The 15,160-nt window shown below is 56.3% G+C and carries 15 protein-coding genes and 1 tRNA gene; 10 read left to right on the forward strand and 6 right to left on the reverse strand.

The window, feature by feature from the left end:
* Window positions 1-329 precede the first annotated feature (329 nt).
* From pstS to TK42_RS22050, 7 genes are all read left to right on the forward strand, one after another.
* Window positions 330-1,361, forward strand: coding sequence for a phosphate ABC transporter substrate-binding protein PstS (gene pstS / locus TK42_RS22020; protein WP_005788130.1), 1,032 nt, complete (start codon window positions 330-332; stop codon window positions 1,359-1,361).
* Between the two features lie 75 nt (window positions 1,362-1,436).
* Window positions 1,437-2,405, forward strand: coding sequence for a phosphate ABC transporter permease subunit PstC (gene pstC / locus TK42_RS22025; protein ID WP_005788132.1), 969 nt, complete (start codon window positions 1,437-1,439; stop codon window positions 2,403-2,405).
* Window positions 2,402-3,295 (forward strand): phosphate ABC transporter permease PstA, encoded by an 894-nt coding sequence (gene pstA, locus TK42_RS22030; RefSeq protein ID WP_005788134.1) that lies wholly within the window; start codon window positions 2,402-2,404, stop codon window positions 3,293-3,295. The genes pstC and pstA overlap by 4 nt, the downstream gene beginning before the upstream one ends.
* 76 nt (window positions 3,296-3,371) lie before the next feature.
* The gene (gene pstB, locus TK42_RS22035; protein ID WP_019817112.1) at window positions 3,372-4,133 is read left to right on the forward strand and encodes a phosphate ABC transporter ATP-binding protein PstB; all 762 of its coding nucleotides are present in this window, start codon (window positions 3,372-3,374) and stop codon (window positions 4,131-4,133) included.
* Between the two features lie 55 nt (window positions 4,134-4,188).
* Complete coding sequence (locus TK42_RS22040; RefSeq protein ID WP_032880962.1) at window positions 4,189-4,887, forward strand: hypothetical protein; 699 nt, start codon at window positions 4,189-4,191, stop codon at window positions 4,885-4,887.
* Complete coding sequence (locus TK42_RS22045; protein ID WP_032875543.1) at window positions 4,887-5,513, forward strand: hypothetical protein; 627 nt, start codon at window positions 4,887-4,889, stop codon at window positions 5,511-5,513. Before TK42_RS22040 ends, TK42_RS22045 begins: the two co-directional genes overlap by 1 nt.
* A gap of 387 nt (window positions 5,514-5,900) precedes the next feature.
* Window positions 5,901-7,760 carry a calcium-binding protein gene (locus TK42_RS22050; protein ID WP_032875541.1) on the forward strand — a complete coding sequence of 620 codons (1,860 nt, stop codon included), beginning with the start codon at window positions 5,901-5,903 and terminating at the stop codon, window positions 7,758-7,760.
* 110 nt (window positions 7,761-7,870) lie between these two features.
* Here the strand turns inward: TK42_RS22050 and TK42_RS22055 are convergent, their stop codons facing one another.
* The gene (locus tag TK42_RS22055) at window positions 7,871-8,407 is read right to left on the reverse strand and encodes a MerR family transcriptional regulator (protein WP_236648006.1); all 537 of its coding nucleotides are present in this window, start codon (window positions 8,405-8,407) and stop codon (window positions 7,871-7,873) included.
* Between the two features lie 25 nt (window positions 8,408-8,432).
* Here TK42_RS22055 and TK42_RS22060 point away from each other — a divergent pair, with 25 nt between their 5' ends.
* The gene (locus TK42_RS22060) at window positions 8,433-9,071 is read left to right on the forward strand and encodes an NAD(P)H-dependent oxidoreductase (RefSeq protein ID WP_032875538.1); all 639 of its coding nucleotides are present in this window, start codon (window positions 8,433-8,435) and stop codon (window positions 9,069-9,071) included.
* A 124-nt stretch (window positions 9,072-9,195) separates the two neighbouring features.
* Here TK42_RS22060 and TK42_RS22065 read toward each other — a convergent pair whose 3' ends face one another.
* The 3 genes from TK42_RS22065 to TK42_RS22075 all read right to left on the reverse strand — a co-directional run bounded on the left by TK42_RS22065 (window position 9,196) and on the right by TK42_RS22075 (window position 12,169).
* Window positions 9,196-10,644: a serralysin family metalloprotease gene (locus tag TK42_RS22065; protein WP_032803527.1), complete on the reverse strand. Its 1,449-nt coding sequence runs from the start codon at window positions 10,642-10,644 to the stop codon at window positions 9,196-9,198.
* 658 nt (window positions 10,645-11,302) lie between these two features.
* Window positions 11,303-11,581, reverse strand: coding sequence for a hypothetical protein (locus tag TK42_RS22070; RefSeq protein WP_078821311.1), 279 nt, complete (start codon window positions 11,579-11,581; stop codon window positions 11,303-11,305).
* A 501-nt stretch (window positions 11,582-12,082) separates the two neighbouring features.
* Window positions 12,083-12,169: transfer RNA gene (locus tag TK42_RS22075), tRNA-Leu, on the reverse strand.
* Window positions 12,170-12,393: 224 nt separating this feature from the next.
* Between TK42_RS22075 and TK42_RS22080 the strand changes: the two genes are divergently transcribed.
* Window positions 12,394-12,870 carry a hypothetical protein gene (locus TK42_RS22080; protein ID WP_103735126.1) on the forward strand — a complete coding sequence of 159 codons (477 nt, stop codon included), beginning with the start codon at window positions 12,394-12,396 and terminating at the stop codon, window positions 12,868-12,870.
* A 114-nt stretch (window positions 12,871-12,984) separates the two neighbouring features.
* Here the strand turns inward: TK42_RS22080 and TK42_RS22085 are convergent, their stop codons facing one another.
* Window positions 12,985-13,512: a DinB family protein gene (locus tag TK42_RS22085; protein ID WP_103735127.1), complete on the reverse strand. Its 528-nt coding sequence runs from the start codon at window positions 13,510-13,512 to the stop codon at window positions 12,985-12,987.
* A gap of 125 nt (window positions 13,513-13,637) precedes the next feature.
* Between TK42_RS22085 and TK42_RS22090 the strand changes: the two genes are divergently transcribed.
* The gene (locus TK42_RS22090) at window positions 13,638-14,333 is read left to right on the forward strand and encodes a tellurite resistance TerB family protein (RefSeq protein WP_103735128.1); all 696 of its coding nucleotides are present in this window, start codon (window positions 13,638-13,640) and stop codon (window positions 14,331-14,333) included.
* Here TK42_RS22090 and TK42_RS22095 read toward each other — a convergent pair.
* Entirely contained in the window at window positions 14,330-15,151 is an 822-nt protein-coding gene (locus tag TK42_RS22095) for a hypothetical protein (protein ID WP_103735129.1), read from the reverse strand. The genes TK42_RS22090 and TK42_RS22095 overlap by 4 nt on opposite strands.
* Window positions 15,152-15,160: the final 9 nt, after the last annotated feature.

Consider the following 15,160-nt stretch of genomic DNA (forward strand, 5'->3'; position numbering starts at 1 on the left):
CCGCTGTAAGAGCGGAACCAATAGTGGCCGTTACCTAAATAACGGATATGTACTCGATCTGACCCAGCACCCGGGTCGGCCCTGAGGCCGCCAGCGGGAGCAAGCTCCCTCGCCACAGGTACAGCGCCGTATCAAAAGATGTGTAGATACCTATGCCGCCATAGGGGATCGCAGCATTTTAGACGCAATTTGTTACTAACCAATCGCCCGAAAATACATCGTTGTAGCGGCAAACAGGGACAAAACCCCGGTTCGCCATTCAATTTTCATAAAAATGTAACAACCCTGCTGCACAGTTCGGGAGCCCGTCACCACAACGAGTTCTTTTAATGAAAAGCTTGATGAAGTCTGCAGCACTGGCCGTTACGGTTTCTTTGTGTGCCTCCTCCATGACCTTCGCCGCCGAAAACGTGCGCCTCACCGGCTCCGGTGCCAGCTTCCCTGCACCGATCTACCTCACCTGGTTCAAGGACTTCAGCAAGAAGACCGCTGGCGTCACTGTGGATTATCAATCCAAGGGCAGCGGCGCCGGTGTGCAGGACTTCCTGAATAAAACCGTCGATTTCGCCGCCAGTGATTCGGCCATGAAAGATGAAGACATCGCCAAGGTGGCCGAAGGCGTGCAATTGCTGCCGATGACCGCGGGTGAAATCGTGCTGGCGTATAACCTGCCGGGCAACCCCAAGGGCCTCAAGCTGCCACGCGATGTGTATTCCAATATCTTCCTGGGCAAGATCACCAAGTGGAACGACCCACAGATAGTCGCCGCCAACCCGGACCTGAAACTGACCGACACACCGATCACCGTGGTAGTGCGTGCAGACTCCAGCGGCACCACGGCGGTGTTCACCAAGCATTTGGCGACCATCAATCCTGAATTCAAAACGGCGCTGGGCGAGGGCAACACGGTCAACTGGCCTGCCAGCGACAAATTCATCAAGTCGCCCAAGAACGATGGCGTGACGGCCACCGTACGCCAGACGCCAGGCGCGATTGGCTACATCGAGTACGGCTTCGCCAAGCTGGCCAAGGTCGACTTCGCCCAGTTGCAGAACAAGGCCGGCCAGTACGTGGTACCGAACGCCGAGAGCGGTGCCGAGGCCCTGGCAGCAGTGAAAATGCCGGAAAGCCTGGTGGCCTGGCTGCCGGATCCGGACGGTGCCAAGTCCTACCCGATCACGTCCTACACCTGGATGATCTTCCGCAAGGACAACGGTAATCCGGCCAAGGCCAAGGCCATGCGCGAAATGGTCGAGTACAGCTTGACCGAGGGGCAGAAAATCGCCGACTCGATGGGCTACATCCCACTGCCGCAATCGGTGGTCGATCAGGTGCGTAAAGCTTCCGCCAACATCCAGTAACACCCGTGAGGTCGCTCTTGGCCTGGGCTGTCAGCCAGGCCGGGAGCGTTTCCCCCCTTGTTCCGGAATTCGCCCATGATCAAACCTTTCGTCGTTCCGGTTAACCCGGATTCTGCCTGCCAACCCCCCTCTGCAAAAGACTTCCTGGTCGATCGCACCTTCCGTGGGCTTGCGCGAATCGGGGTGGTACTGATTCTGGCGTTGGTCGCAGCCTTGGTATTCGAGGTGGGACGCAAGGCCCTTCCCGGCATGGAGAAGCATGGTTTCGACGTGCTTTTTGGCAGTGTCTGGGATGTCAACCAAGGCAAGTACGGGATCCTGCCGGCGATTTGGGGCACGCTCTATAGCGCCCTGATTGCGCTGCTGATTGCAGGGGTTTTCGGCGTCAGCATGGCGATTTTCCTGACTCAGGATTTCCTGCCGGCGAAGCTGGCGGCGGTGTTTCGCACCATCGTTGAATTGCTCGCGGCCATCCCCAGCGTGGTGTATGGCCTGTGGGGCATCTACGTGGTGATCCCGGCGATCCGGCCACTGACCACCTGGTTGAACAGTGAACTGGGCTGGATCCCGTTTTTCGGCACCTCCTTGAGCGGGCCAGGGTTGCTGCCTGCGGCGCTGGTATTGGCGATCATGATTCTGCCGACGATTGCCGCCGTGTCCCAGGACGCCCTGACCAGCGTGCCGATGAAAACCAAGCAGGCTGCCTACGGTATGGGGACTACCCATTGGGAGGCGATTCTCAAGGTGATGGTGCCTTCTGCCGCCACTGGTATTTTCGGTTCGCTGGTGCTCGGCCTCGGCCGCGCGCTGGGTGAAACCATGGCGCTGGCAATGCTGGTGGGCAACGCCAACAACATCTCACTGTCGCTGTTTGCGCCGGCCAATACCTTGGCGGCCTTGTTGGCGCTGAACTTTCCCGAAGCCGGGCCGAATGAGATCGAGGTGTTGATGTACGCCGCGCTCGTGCTGATGTTTATCACGCTGCTGGTGAACGTCATCGGTTCCATGATCATGCTCTACGCCCAGCGCGGTACTAAACAATGACTGACCTCACGTCCCCAATCACCGCGGTGCCCAGCCTGCAGCGCAAGTTCGAAGGCCGCGCCCTGCGCAGCCTGGTGTTGACAACGCTGGTCTGGCTGGGCGCGCTGCTGGCCAGTGTGCCGCTGATTTCCGTGCTCTACATGCTGATCACCCGTGGTGGCGCACGCCTGAGCCTGGAAGTGTTTACCGAACTGCCGCCCACCGGCTTCGAAACCGGCGGCGGTTTCGGCAACGCCATGGCAGGCACCTTTGTGATGGTCGGCATTGCTGCTGCCATCGCGGTGCCGGTCGGCATCATGGCGGCGATCTTCCTGGCCGAACTGGGGCCGGATAGCAAATTGGCGAACACTGCGCGCTTTGCCGCCAAGATGCTCACGGGCCTGCCGTCGATCCTGGCCGGGGTGTTCGCCTACGCTCTGGTGGTCATGACCACCGGTACTTACTCGGCGCCGGCGGGCGGTGTAGCCCTGGCGGTACTGATGCTGCCGATCGTGGTGCTCACCGCCGAAGAATCGATGCGCATGGTGCCCAAAATCATGAAGGACGCCGCCTACGGCATGGGCTGTACGCGCTCGCAGGTGATCTGGAAGATCATTTTGCCGACCGGCCTGCCGGCGATCCTCACCGGCGTGATGCTCGCCGTGGCCCGTGCTGCCGGTGAGACCGCGCCGCTGCTGTTTACCGCGCTGTTCAGCAACTACTGGATCTACCACGACGGCGACCTCGCGGTCATGAACCCCACGGCCTCGCTGGCGGTGCTGATCTACAACTTCTCCGGCATGCCGTTCGACAACCAGCTTGAGCTCGCCTGGGCGGCCTCGTTGGTGTTGGTGATGATTGTGCTGGTTGTCAATATTGTCAGCCGTATCTTCGGCAAGCCCAAGTATTAAGAACGGGAGCATCTGAATTTTGAACGTCTCAACTGCGCAAATAGCCGCTCCGTTTGTCACCCAGTCGCCTGTGGTCATGGACTGCAAGCTGGACAGGATTTTCTACGGCAACTTCATGGCGGTGCGTGACAGCCATGTGCCGATTGAAAAAAACAAGATCACCGGGTTTATCGGCCCGTCGGGCTGCGGCAAAAGTACTGTGCTGCGCAGCCTCAACCGCATGAACGATTTGGTGAAGGGCTTTCGCTTCGAGGGCCACGTGCATTTCCTCGGCCAGGACGTGTATGGCAAGGGCGTCGACCCGGTGGTGGTACGCCGCTATATCGGCATGGTGTTCCAGCAGCCCAACCCGTTTTCCATGAGCATCTTCGACAACGTCGCGTTCGGCCTGCGCCTGAATCGCTACAAAGGCGACCTGGGCGACCGCGTCAAGCACGCCCTGCAAGGCGCGGCGCTGTGGGATGAGGTCAAGGACAAGCTCAAGGTCAGTGGCTTGTCGCTCTCTGGTGGTCAGCAGCAGCGGTTGTGTATCGCCCGCGCCATCGCCACCGAGCCGGAAGTGCTGTTGCTCGATGAGCCGTGTTCGGCCCTCGACCCCATCGCGACCCGCCGGGTGGAGGAGCTGATGGTGGAATTGAAGAAGGACTACACCATCGCACTGGTGACCCACAACATGCAGCAGGCCATCCGCGTAGCAGACACCACGGCGTTTTTCTCGGTGGATATTTCCCAAGGCACGCGCACTGGCTACCTGGTGGAAATGGGCCCGACTGCGCAGATTTTCGGCAGCCCGCGTGAGCAGATGACCGAGGATTACATCAGCGGCAAGTTCAGCTGAACCATCCATGTTCGATAACAGCCGCACCTGCGCCAACGTCTTCTCGGGAATGCCAATGCCTGTAACGCATCGTCTAGATTTGCCAGCGATTGAACGCGCCCTGCGTAAGGTGCAGAGCCGCTTTGCCCAGCTCAGCACGCAGTTTACCGAGCCGCGGGACCCGCTGACGGACGAGGTGTTGGAGAATGTGCTTGCAGGTTATGCGCTGGTTGACGACTACGTCGCCCAGGGCGTGGACCTGTTTGATCTGCACCACCTTGACCTGATGCTGGAGATCAACGCCACGGTGCTCTGTGGTCGAGATCCGGCACGCCGCCTGGAATACGCGCAACACCTGGCCGCAACCGAGGAGCACTTCTTCAACAACGTTGAGGGTGGCATCAAGGACTTGTTCAATTGGTACTGCGCCTACCGCAGTGAATCGGTGTGGAAGCGTGCAGCAGGTGTGTATGTACGCATCCTCAGCAAACCGCAATTGTTCATCGAAGGTAATAACCGCAGTGGCTCGCTGATCGTCAGCTACCTGCTGATGCGTGCAGGGTTGCCGCCGTTCGTGCTGACACTCGAAAACGCCGAAGGCTACTTCAACCCCTCCTCGGTGATCCGCAACTCGGCCAAACATGGGGTGAAGGCCCTGTATGAATTGCCCAAGATCAAGAAAAAGTACGCCGCGTTCCTGGAGGAACAAGCGCCTGATCCGGGTGTGTTTTTCTTGAGCGACGCACCGCAACCAATCTATCAGGGAGGCCAATGATGAGCAGGTATCAAACCTTTGCGGGCAAATGCCGAACGTCCGCCAACCTACTCGTTCAAGCCCTGTCCACGCGTCTGCTCACACGGCCACGCGTACGGATCTCGTTTGATATCGACGACACCCTGGCCTGCCAACTTGATCATTCCCCCGTGGAAAGCAGCTGGTTGCCGGCCTGCGTCCATCGCTGGTGGGGCGAGCCGCTGCGTGTCGGCACCCGCTCCCTGACCCGGGAGCTACGGCGCCAGGGGTGCAGCATCTGGGTTTACACCTCGTCAGGCCGGGCGCCTTCGTATATCAGGCGTTGGCTGATGCTGTACGGCATACGCGTCGATGGCGTGGTGAACAGCGTCGTGCATAACCAAGCCCTCAACGCGCGCGGGCTGTTGAACACGCCGTCGAAGCTTCCGTCGGCCTTCGATATCGATTTACACGTGGATGATTCCGAGGGCGTGCGCATAGAAGGTCATGAACATGGCTTTCGTGTGGTCGTGGTTGACCCGCAGGATGGGCAGTGGGCGCAGAGAGTACTTGAAGCTGTCGCGGGCGTGCAGGCGCAATTGGCCAGGCAGCAAGTGCCCCGATATCAAAAGCCGGCGCGACAAGGTGCTGAAGTTTTTTCTTCCTGAGGGCGAGTGTTATCTGCATCGCTATTTGATATTGGATCGTTATTGGGTTGAGTAAGTCATCCATAACGCGCGCGGCGGGTTTAATTAGTCCTGACCCATTAGTCACGTAAAAAACAAACGCCCACTTATTGTTTGTTAAATAGCGCTCCCGGCGCTTTTTTGTATGGGTGCTTAATAACAGCTCCTTACAATCCGATAGTCGGTCGATGTACGGCAATGTTTCTACGCTAATGTTGACAAGCTTCCTTAATGGTCAAAGTCGATATTAAGAAAAGAAGCAGCCTGAACAGAATGCACAACAACAACTTCAATGCATATTGTTTAGCCCGACGTATCAGTTATTACCGTCGACTTCGGTGTTGATCGCTGGGCTCAAGGAGTACTGACATGGCTATATTCGATTACAAGGGTCAAGATGCCCGTGTGCTGATTTCAGATGCCTGGAACCTCGCCACTTACACCAGCGGTGTCGCGACCGTAGGCGCGCTCTACAACCTTCCAGGTGCGGTACTGGGGGAGGGCAACACCTTTGCATTGCCCAAAGGCTGGCGTGAAATCGGCGCCAATGAACTGAGCGTTGATAGCAGTCACACCGATATCACCGGAAGCTTCACCGGCGATGGCGTGTTCGGTTCCCAGGCCAGGGTGTTTGGTCAATACGATGACAGTGGTCAATTGCTGAAAATGGGGTTTTCCATTGCCGGCACCAACTCCCTGACTGATCTGCTGGGCTGGCCGGCCATGATCGATAACTCGTATATCAACGGCTATGAGTACCTGCTCAATTCAATCAAGGATTACGCGATAGGCCACAACCTGAGCGGCAAGGATGTGCTGGTAACCGGCTACAGCCAGGGTGGCTCAGTCACTAACAGTATGTATATCGGCAAAGACACGCTGGCAGACGGTTTCTTCAAGGATTCGGACTACTTTGGCATGGAGTCACCCAAGTCCAGCAACAGCGACGGAATCTACAACTTCGGTTTTGAAAACGATGTGGTGCACCGCCTCACCGGTCAGGAAACCAACGTGGGAAGCGCCATCATCGACGCTCTTCAGGGGAGTGACGCCAGTTACACCTCGACGACCGACAATATCGTGCTGTTCGATACGATCTACGCCCTGCCAACCTGGCCCAACGGTCCGTTTTCCATCGCCAACTTGTCAGGATGGGCCGCGCACCTCGAAGGTATTTTTATCAACCCCATTCAGCGCATCGCCCAGTCGACGTTCTACGATTACATCGAGCGCGATAGCACCATCGTGATCAGCAACCTCGACGCGATCAGCCGCAGCTTCACCTGGGTCAGCGACAAACAGACCGCCACCTCCAACCATTACGGTACACCGGCCTTCCTGCTGGGCACCGACAGTGCAGACAAGCTGCAGGATGGTCGCAGCGATGACTTCCTCGACGGGTTCAGTGGTAACGACAGTTTCCGGGTCAGTACCGGTACCGATATCGTTGCTGGCGGTGCAGGCGATGACAAAGTCTTTCTCAAAGGTACGGCGTCCGCCTACGAAGCCGTGAAACTGAGCGACGGTACGTTGTTTTTGAACGATAGCAGCGGCCAATACGGCCTTAAAGAACTGCATGGCGTAGAGCATGTCGAGTTCGAAACGGGCCTTGCCAACACGCTCGGTCAACTGCCTGTTATCGGTGGCATCTTCAGCGGTATCGGGCAGACGCTGACGCCGTCTTATACGGTCACCAACGGCAAGCTGGATTTCGATGGCCTGTTCGGCGCCGACAAGGCTTACGCCAGATCCATTGAAGGTAGCCAACTGGCCGACACCCTGAAAGGCACTGCAGCACGCGACCTGATATTCGGCCAGAACGGCAATGATCGGCTCGACGGTGGCGCCGGCAATGACCTGCTGCACGGCGGTGACGGCAACGACACGTTGCTGGGCGGCATGGGTAACGACTCGCTGTATGGCGCCAGCGGTAATGATGTTTTGATCGGCGGGCAGGGCAATGACCAGCTCAGTGGTGGCGTGGGCAGCGACTTGTTTGTGTTCGATCAGCGCGGGTTCGGCCACGACGTGATCAGCGACTTCAACATCCATCAGAACGGGCATGATCTGCTGGTGTTCGCCAAGTCGTTGTTTGCGAGCGCCGATGCTGTAATCGGGTCCACCACCCAGAACGGCAGTGACAGCGTGATTCTGGCGGGGGACAGCAGTGTCACCCTGGTGGGGTTCAATGCGGCACAGCTGAGCGCAGAGATGATCAGCGTGGTTTGATGCGGCATCGGTACAGTTGGCGGTAAAACCTCACAGGATCGCTGATGCTGTGGGGTTTTTTCTTGCTTATCGTTTTATAGCAATCTATATCCCGCAGTATCGCGTTTTCCTCACTTGCCGGTAGCCATCATGTGCTTGCTTCGCATGACTACGGCTCGATCAGGCCTTGATCGCTCAGCGCTGCGCGGGCAATCCAATCCCGGTGCGATGCCAGTACGAAGGCTTTCTTCAAGGGTTTGTTGCAGCATCAACAACTCCTCACGCTGCACTTTTAGTGTGGCTTCGATTTGCTGTATCTCCTCCAGACGTACATTGATCTGTTCCAGAGTGAGGGATTTGGAGCAGCTCCCGTCATGAAGGAAAAGGCCACGAATGGTGTCGAGGGAAAACCCCAGCCTTTGCGCGTGGATCACGACTTCCAGGCGTTTAATGGTGGACTCGCTGTAATAGCGATAGTTGTTCATGTCGCGCGTGGGGGCGTCCAGCAGGCCTTGCTCCTCGTAGTAGCGTATTGCTGAAGCAGCAAGGCCGGTACGTCGCGCAATCTCGCCTATCTTCATTTTTTGCTTGACCTTCAAGTTGACTTTAATCCGCAGTATAAGCCGCAGCGTAATCCGGAAGGTAATCGGATTGGGCTGGATAAACACCGTTGACCTACGTGGAATGTGAAGAATGAGCAAAATAACCGAGTTGCTGAATTGGCGTTATGCGACGAAAAGTTACGATTCGTCCAAGACAATACCTGCTGAAAAGCTGGAGCGAATCCTGGAGGCGGTACGCCTGACGGCGACGTCGAGCGGGCTCCAGCCATTTGAATTGCTGGTGGTGACCAATCCGCAAATTCGCGAAAAGATTAAGGCGGTCAGCTGGAATCAGTCCCAGGTGACCGACTGCTCTCATTTACTGGTGTTCGCCGCCTGGGATGACATCACGCCTGAGCGTGTCAACATGATGTTCGACCTGACCAATACGGTACGAGCTACCGTCAACCAGGGTTGGGAAGATTACCGTCAAATGCTCCTCGGTATAGTCGCCGAGCGTGGGCAGGAGGCCAACTATCAAGCGGCTGCGCGCCAAGCCTATATTGGCCTGGGCTCGGCTTTAATCGCCGCGGCATCCGAGCAAGTCGACGCGACGCCCATGGAAGGTTTCGACCCATCGGCTGTCGATGAGATTCTGGGACTGGGAACCAGGCATCTGCGCAGTGTGGTGCTCCTGCCTTTGGGGTATCGGGCAGCAGAGTCTGACTGGCTGGTAAACCTGAAAAAAGTACGGCGCTCTCGCGAAAATTTCGTAACCGAAATCAACTAGGGAGAAGTGCAGCCGCTCCACATTGCAGCAATAGTGGGGCGCAGCTGCATGGGTAGAACTGAGTATTTGATCGTGAGTTCCTTTCCAATCATTGAGCGCGGCGCGCCAAGCGCCGCGCTTTGTATCACGCCACGATGTCGCTGACGGCTGCCTGGCCAACGGTGGTGACGAGGAAATCCGCCACACCGTGTCCGGAGAAGTCCACAGCCAAGGTGCCCAGGTTGGTACCCGAGGCATAGTTCAGCACAGCATCGCCGGCATGGCCGGTAAATGCATTCACGAAGCTCAAGCCCGCACCTTTGGTAATGCCCGACAGGTCGATCTTGTCGGAGCCCGAGGTGAAGTCAAAGATCTTGTCCGCAGCGCGTGGCGTGGAATCGGAACTGGCACCGTACACGAACGTGTCGTTGCCGGCGCCGCCCCACAATTGGTCTGCGCCGCCACCTCCGTAGATGAGGTCGTTACCGGCCCCGCCTTTGATGAGGTTGGCGACCTGGTTACCAATGATCAGGTCGTTGCCCGAACCGCCGAATGCGTTCTCGATGGTGACGCCCTTGGCGATCGACACGTTGCCCACCAGGCCGCCCACATCAGAAAACGAGGTGGCAGTGAGGTTGATCTTCTGGTTTTGAGTGAAACCGGAGAAGTCTAGAGTGTCTTTGCCGCCGCCGTCCCATACCGAAAACACCAGCTTGTCGGCATCGGATGTGGCAGTGAGGAAATCACGCCCGGTATTGGAGTTGAACCCGTAGGTCGTGTCACCGGCGCGAGTGCTGTAGTTGGCACCGTAGAGCTTCTGGATCGCGGCGATGTCGTCGATCAGCGGGCCCGCAGCATAGGCTTCGACACCACCTTTACTGAAGTTCTGGTTGGTGTTGCTCTCGCTCCAGTAACTCATCACGGAGTAAGCATGTGTATCTTCGGCATATTTCGCATCCGAATACGACGGTTGACCCACACTGGCGTCGTACGAACCTGGATGCTGCAGTCCAAGTGTGTGACCAATTTCATGGGTCAAGGTTTGACGACCGTAATTGCCGTTTGCCGGTGTTAAATTTTCTTGATAGTTTTGATTGGTATAAAACAACGCATCGCTATTTCCGCTGTTATTAGGGTAAAAGGCGAAAGCCGACCTGGCACCTCCATGCTGCAGGTCGTTACTATAATTACCCAGTGATATATGTGCGTCGCCTCCGCTTCTGGATTCGATGAATGAAATGTTGGCGACGTCCGACCAGGATTGGAACGAAAGGGCTGCCTGGGATCTCTGTTGAGCGTTGAATGCGCTGAAGCCAGAAACATTCTCGGAGGCGTATGCTTGACTTTCTGAAGTCAGAAAGCTGTAGGTGAAGTTGTATTTCCCATTGTGGTCGTTGTCACCCCAATAGTAACCTCCTCGAGTTATTTCATCCGCGGCCTGCGCAATAGTGTAAGACGGCTTGCCCTGTGAGGAATTAAATCCTCCTCGATCATAGGTGTGTGAAAAATTATAGAGTGCCTGGTAATCTTCACTTGTTCGCAGCTGCGCCGAAGTGGTGAGTGGGCTAACAAGATTTTTCGCCAAGATAGTCATACGAGTACATTCCTTCGTGTCCATTGATTTGAAGTGTTATATGCTTATCACGTTTTCGTTGCCTTCTTGTTGTGGTAGTCATTTATAAAGGACTTATGGGTTTAGTGTTATTTAAAAATTAAATATGTTATATAACTTGTTGATATATTCTTAAAAATTATTAAGGTGCCTTGGGTTGGTGAGTCAATTGACTGATTTTATTGCGGGGCGGTAATTCACGGTTCTCAAGGTGCATCCAAGAGGCGGTTAAGTAGTGTGGCGGCCTATTGATGGCTCGCCCTCAATATATTGATCACGGCCAGATCACTTCTCATGCTGACTCGGCCAATTAGCCGGTCAGTATGTAGAGATCGGTCATGCAGCTGTCTTCTGCCTGGCATTGCTCTCGCTTCGAGATAACAACGAAAGCGAACGAACGATTTGATCTCACTCGCCCGTAGATTGCTCTTGCAAAAAACCTTGGCCTCCACTCTTAAAAACCCCGTAGATTGACATCTACGGAGTTTTTTGCAGATGGGGGAACTATAGAAGCACCAAAATACTGAAGAGGACGTGCCAATACTTACTAATGTGTCGGGTTGGCAACTCCGACCCGGGCATGAATTTTCTCGGCCGTCTCCTGTTTTGAGTGGCCTCTACATGCGTTTACCGACACACATCAGGCATTGACAGACGTTAGTGGACTAATAGATTGGCCGTGATCTTTGACACGGTCATCCTCGATAACGATTTTGCTGCTGGAGGAAATGTAGTACTCGTTTGTCTTTGCTAGACCTTGGACGACCATTAAATAGCCTCTTGAATCGCTACGCGTCCACGTGTCGCTATTACCTTGCTCTATTGGGTAGTAGTCCTCACTGGGGTTTGTATCAGTATGCCATGCACTTACTGCAACCTTGACAATTCTGCTTGCGCCGTTTGTGATTGTGATAGCCATATTTGCATTCCTTTTGGATTTTAAATTCCATGAGTTGGCTCCCTATTTAAAATAAAGCTGCAGACTTGCCACTGCTACAGAAAAGCCGTAGTTAGGTTAACTCGCTGGCGCCATATTCAATTGATACTGGAGTCCAGCTCAATGCTGGACTCCAAGTAAAATGTAATTTGTTGCATGTATATTGTTCTACCTGCTTCCGCAGTCAAGCCTACAGGCGGGAAAATGCAAGGTGTCATTACCTTGCCAACGCGTCGATTCCGACGAATGGTTAAATAAGATTTTGAAATAGTTTTTATTCACTCGAGTTCTTTCGCATAGGCCCATTGCCTAGTATTCAATCTGGAGTAAATAAGCACTTTAGCCCTCGCTGCTTCCACCCGGCTCGGCAACTCAATGATGGAAGTTTCTAGAGCCAGTTGGTTTTCGTAGAGCTTAGAGAGAATTGCGGAGCTGAAAAGATAAGGGCCTGCTCAGGTTTCCCTGGCAAGCCCTTGATATCTATGGTGCCCGAACCCGGAATCGAACCGGGACGCCCTTACGAGCGGGGGATTTTAAGTCCCATGCGTCTACCAGTTTCGCCATTCGGGCGGTAGCGCGGTGTAGCAGGGTTGGGAATATATAGATCCTGTCGCTTCGGCGCAACCTCGAAGCGCGCTTTCCTGCATAAAGATACCGATGAAAAAGCGTGGCAGATCAGTGATCTACAGGGCCTTGGGGTTAAGTCCTGATGAATGCTTGCGCCGCAGGAACACGCCTCATAAATGACAGTCATAGCGACATGCCATCCCGGCAAATCGCAAAGGAGTCAGTTGATGCTCAGTGTCCGTAGGCGTTCTTGGATGATGGCTGCAGGCGTGGTGGGGCTGTTGGGTGCGGCGATAGCTGGCCCGGCGCAGGCGGCGAGTGCGGTGCGGTGGGGAGAGTTCAGTGCATCGTCGACAGACAGATTGACGGGCGCCTCGGTAGAGGCGGGCAATACCTATGTGTTGAAGTCGTCGAGTATTTCCGTCGGCGATATCGAGGCGTTGCAAGCGGCGCAAAAGCGTAGCGAAAGCGAGCTGCAAAGCCTGAAAACCAAAATGGGTGATCAGGATCGTGCATTTGACGAGTTCAAGCGTAAAGACGGGGCGAGTTCCAGCAGCAGTGATAGCCAGTTGTCGAGTCTCAAGCGCACGGTGGATGAGCAGAAAAATACGTTAGATCGGCAGAAAGACGAAATCGCCGGCCTCAAGCGCGGCCTGGATGATTTGAAGCGCAGTGTGGAAACGTTGAGCAGCAAGGTGAAGTAAAGGAGAGGGCTTGCTCGGGAAAGCGGTGCTTCAGTAACTGGCTCAGTGCCTGACGTACCGCATTCGCGAGCAAGCCCGCTCCCACAAGATTTGTGTAATGCGCTGTGCCCGCGTTCAGTCAATCAGTGCCAGCAGGTCGGTAGTACCCACGTCCACGCCAGCCTGGGTCAGCAGTGTTGTCACCTGGCCCCGGTGGTGGGTCTGGTGGTTGAAAAAGTGCACCAGCAGGCCGAAGAAGGGCTTCTCGCCTGCCACGCCGCGCATGTTGTGGTAGCGCAGGCGCTGTTCCAGATCAGACTCCTGCAGCGTGTTGGCCCAATCAATGATCAATTGATCCAGCCAGGCGCGATGGGCTGACAGTTCACTCAAGTTGGTAAAGGCCAATTGCTTGAGATCCACCGGTGTAGGGATGTCACTCAACGGTGCCAACGCGCGAAAGCCCGCCGGATGTTCGGCAAAGCGCTTGAGCCAGACTGTGTCGCCCAGCATCAGGTGGTTCAAGGTGCCGAGGATCGAGCCGAAAAACGCCTGGCGATCCACCGTCAACTCCGCGTCGGTCAAGGTGCCGGCGGCGGCATAGACCTTAAGGTTCATCCATTGATTGTAGTGGGCCATCAACCCAATATGCTCGATGCGGTTCACCGCGGTTCTCCCTTGACGGCATGGTGGCGACATCATAAAGCTTGCCCGCCCGGCGGTCATGGTGTTCCATCGCAGGCGAACTATGTTTGATAAACGCCATTATTGCGCCCCGGGAGGGCGACACCATGAATACCAGCGATCTACTGGAACAACTGTGGCGAGCAGGGCAGCAAGGCGGCGGCGCTTCGGGCGGCGGCCTGGGCGGATTGCTTGGAGGTTTGTTGAAAAACGCCGGTACCGGCAATGCATCAGCCGGTGGCGGCTTGGGTGGTTTACTGGGTGGCCTGGGTGGCTTGTTGGGCGGCCCTCCGGCAGGCGGCACGACCCAGACGCGTAGCGGCGGCGGAATGAATTACGCGGCGCTGGCATCTCTCGGCATGGCCGCCTTCCAGGCGTATCAAGCGTGGCAACGTCAGCAGGCGAATGCACCGCAGCAAGCCATCCAGACCGTTGACCAGCTTGAAGGGCCTGAAGCCGAAGCCCATAGCCACGGCGTACTGCGTGCAATGATCGCAGCAGCCAAGGCGGACGGCAGGATCGATGAGCAAGAGAAAAAGATGATCTCTACCGAGATCGGCCGTCATACCGACGATCCACAACTGCAGCAGTGGCTCGACGCCGAAGTCGCCAAGCCACTGGATGCCGCAGATTTCGCTGAATATGCCAAGGACCCAGCAATCGCTTCGGAGATTTACCTGGCCAGCGTCCTGCTGGTCAATGATCAGCAGGACGCCGAGCGCAACTACCTGGACGATCTGGCCGGGCAGCTGCAAATCGACCCGCAGTTGCAGGTACACCTGGAGCAACAGGCCAAGGCCTAGAACCTGAAAGTAGCCCCAGTGGTCAGCCACTGGGCACGGTCCCCAGTCAAACTGCGCCCGACCACCAGGTCCACGTCGACAAACTTGCCGACGTGGAATCTCGGCCCCGCCTGCCATGCTTGTTCACCGCCTTCCTGGCCATAGCGTTCGCCAATCAACGTCAACACCTGCGCAAGCTGGTATTCGAAACCCATGCCCCAGGTCAGGCGGTGCTGTTGCGCGCCGTCGTTATAGGCATGGTTCCAGCCGGCATTCAGGTTCAGGCGCAATGCATCCATGGCCTGCCACGTTAACGGCAGGTTGAAGTCAGCGCCGTCGAATGCGTGCTGACGATCGAGAGCAATGTGCGCCCCAGCGGCGACTGCCAACTCCAGCCCCAGGTCTTCTCGTGACAACAGCTGCGCCTTCACCTGTGGGCTGACTTGCGTTTCGCCCTTTCCCGCGTCAGTGGCCCGCGATAACGCCGCGCCCCACTGCACCCATGGCATACCACTGAACGTGCAGGCCGGGGACAAGGTTTCGTTGTGCGTACTGCCTGCGTGCCGATTGGCGGTGTGCCAGGCATCGATGTTGCATTCGCCAGGCGCATTGATCGCGCCATCATCCACCACGTAGGCGCCGCCGGCAGCATTCGCCTTGGAAACCAGGGCGAGGATCAACAGCGTGCCCAGCGTCACGCCGATAAAGATCAGGTTGCGCTGCAAGGCGCGGCGCTTGGCCGGTGGCAAGAGCAGCAGGGTGGGACGCGCCCTGCGCAAATGGCGCGCGCGATATTTGGCAAACCCGTCCGGGTGCTTCGGGTTGTGTGGGTTGTGCATGATGCACCT

It is taken from the genome of Pseudomonas sp. GZJR-8 (genome assembly GCF_002916705.1).
Lineage (GTDB): Bacteria > Pseudomonadota > Gammaproteobacteria > Pseudomonadales > Pseudomonadaceae > Aquipseudomonas > Aquipseudomonas synxantha_A.

What these genes read in the sequence shown, in the direction of transcription:
- TK42_RS22060 (WP_032875538.1), top strand. Translation starts at nt 8,433, where the DNA reads ATGAGCAAAATAACCGAGTTGCTGAATTGGCGTTATGCGACGAAAAGT.
- TK42_RS22045 (WP_032875543.1), top strand. Translation starts at nt 4,887, where the DNA reads ATGAGCAGGTATCAAACCTTTGCGGGCAAATGCCGAACGTCCGCCAAC.
- pstC (WP_005788132.1), top strand. Translation starts at nt 1,437, where the DNA reads ATGATCAAACCTTTCGTCGTTCCGGTTAACCCGGATTCTGCCTGCCAA.
- pstA (WP_005788134.1), top strand. Translation starts at nt 2,402, where the DNA reads ATGACTGACCTCACGTCCCCAATCACCGCGGTGCCCAGCCTGCAGCGC.
- TK42_RS22090 (WP_103735128.1), top strand. Translation starts at nt 13,638, where the DNA reads ATGAATACCAGCGATCTACTGGAACAACTGTGGCGAGCAGGGCAGCAA.
- TK42_RS22065 (WP_032803527.1), bottom strand. Translation starts at nt 10,644, where the DNA reads ATGACTATCTTGGCGAAAAATCTTGTTAGCCCACTCACCACTTCGGCG.
- TK42_RS22040 (WP_032880962.1), top strand. Translation starts at nt 4,189, where the DNA reads ATGCCTGTAACGCATCGTCTAGATTTGCCAGCGATTGAACGCGCCCTG.
- pstS (WP_005788130.1), top strand. Translation starts at nt 330, where the DNA reads ATGAAAAGCTTGATGAAGTCTGCAGCACTGGCCGTTACGGTTTCTTTG.
- TK42_RS22070 (WP_078821311.1), bottom strand. Translation starts at nt 11,581, where the DNA reads ATGGCTATCACAATCACAAACGGCGCAAGCAGAATTGTCAAGGTTGCA.
- TK42_RS22080 (WP_103735126.1), top strand. Translation starts at nt 12,394, where the DNA reads ATGCTCAGTGTCCGTAGGCGTTCTTGGATGATGGCTGCAGGCGTGGTG.
- pstB (WP_019817112.1), top strand. Translation starts at nt 3,372, where the DNA reads ATGGACTGCAAGCTGGACAGGATTTTCTACGGCAACTTCATGGCGGTG.
- TK42_RS22050 (WP_032875541.1), top strand. Translation starts at nt 5,901, where the DNA reads ATGGCTATATTCGATTACAAGGGTCAAGATGCCCGTGTGCTGATTTCA.
- TK42_RS22095 (WP_103735129.1), bottom strand. Translation starts at nt 15,151, where the DNA reads ATGCACAACCCACACAACCCGAAGCACCCGGACGGGTTTGCCAAATAT.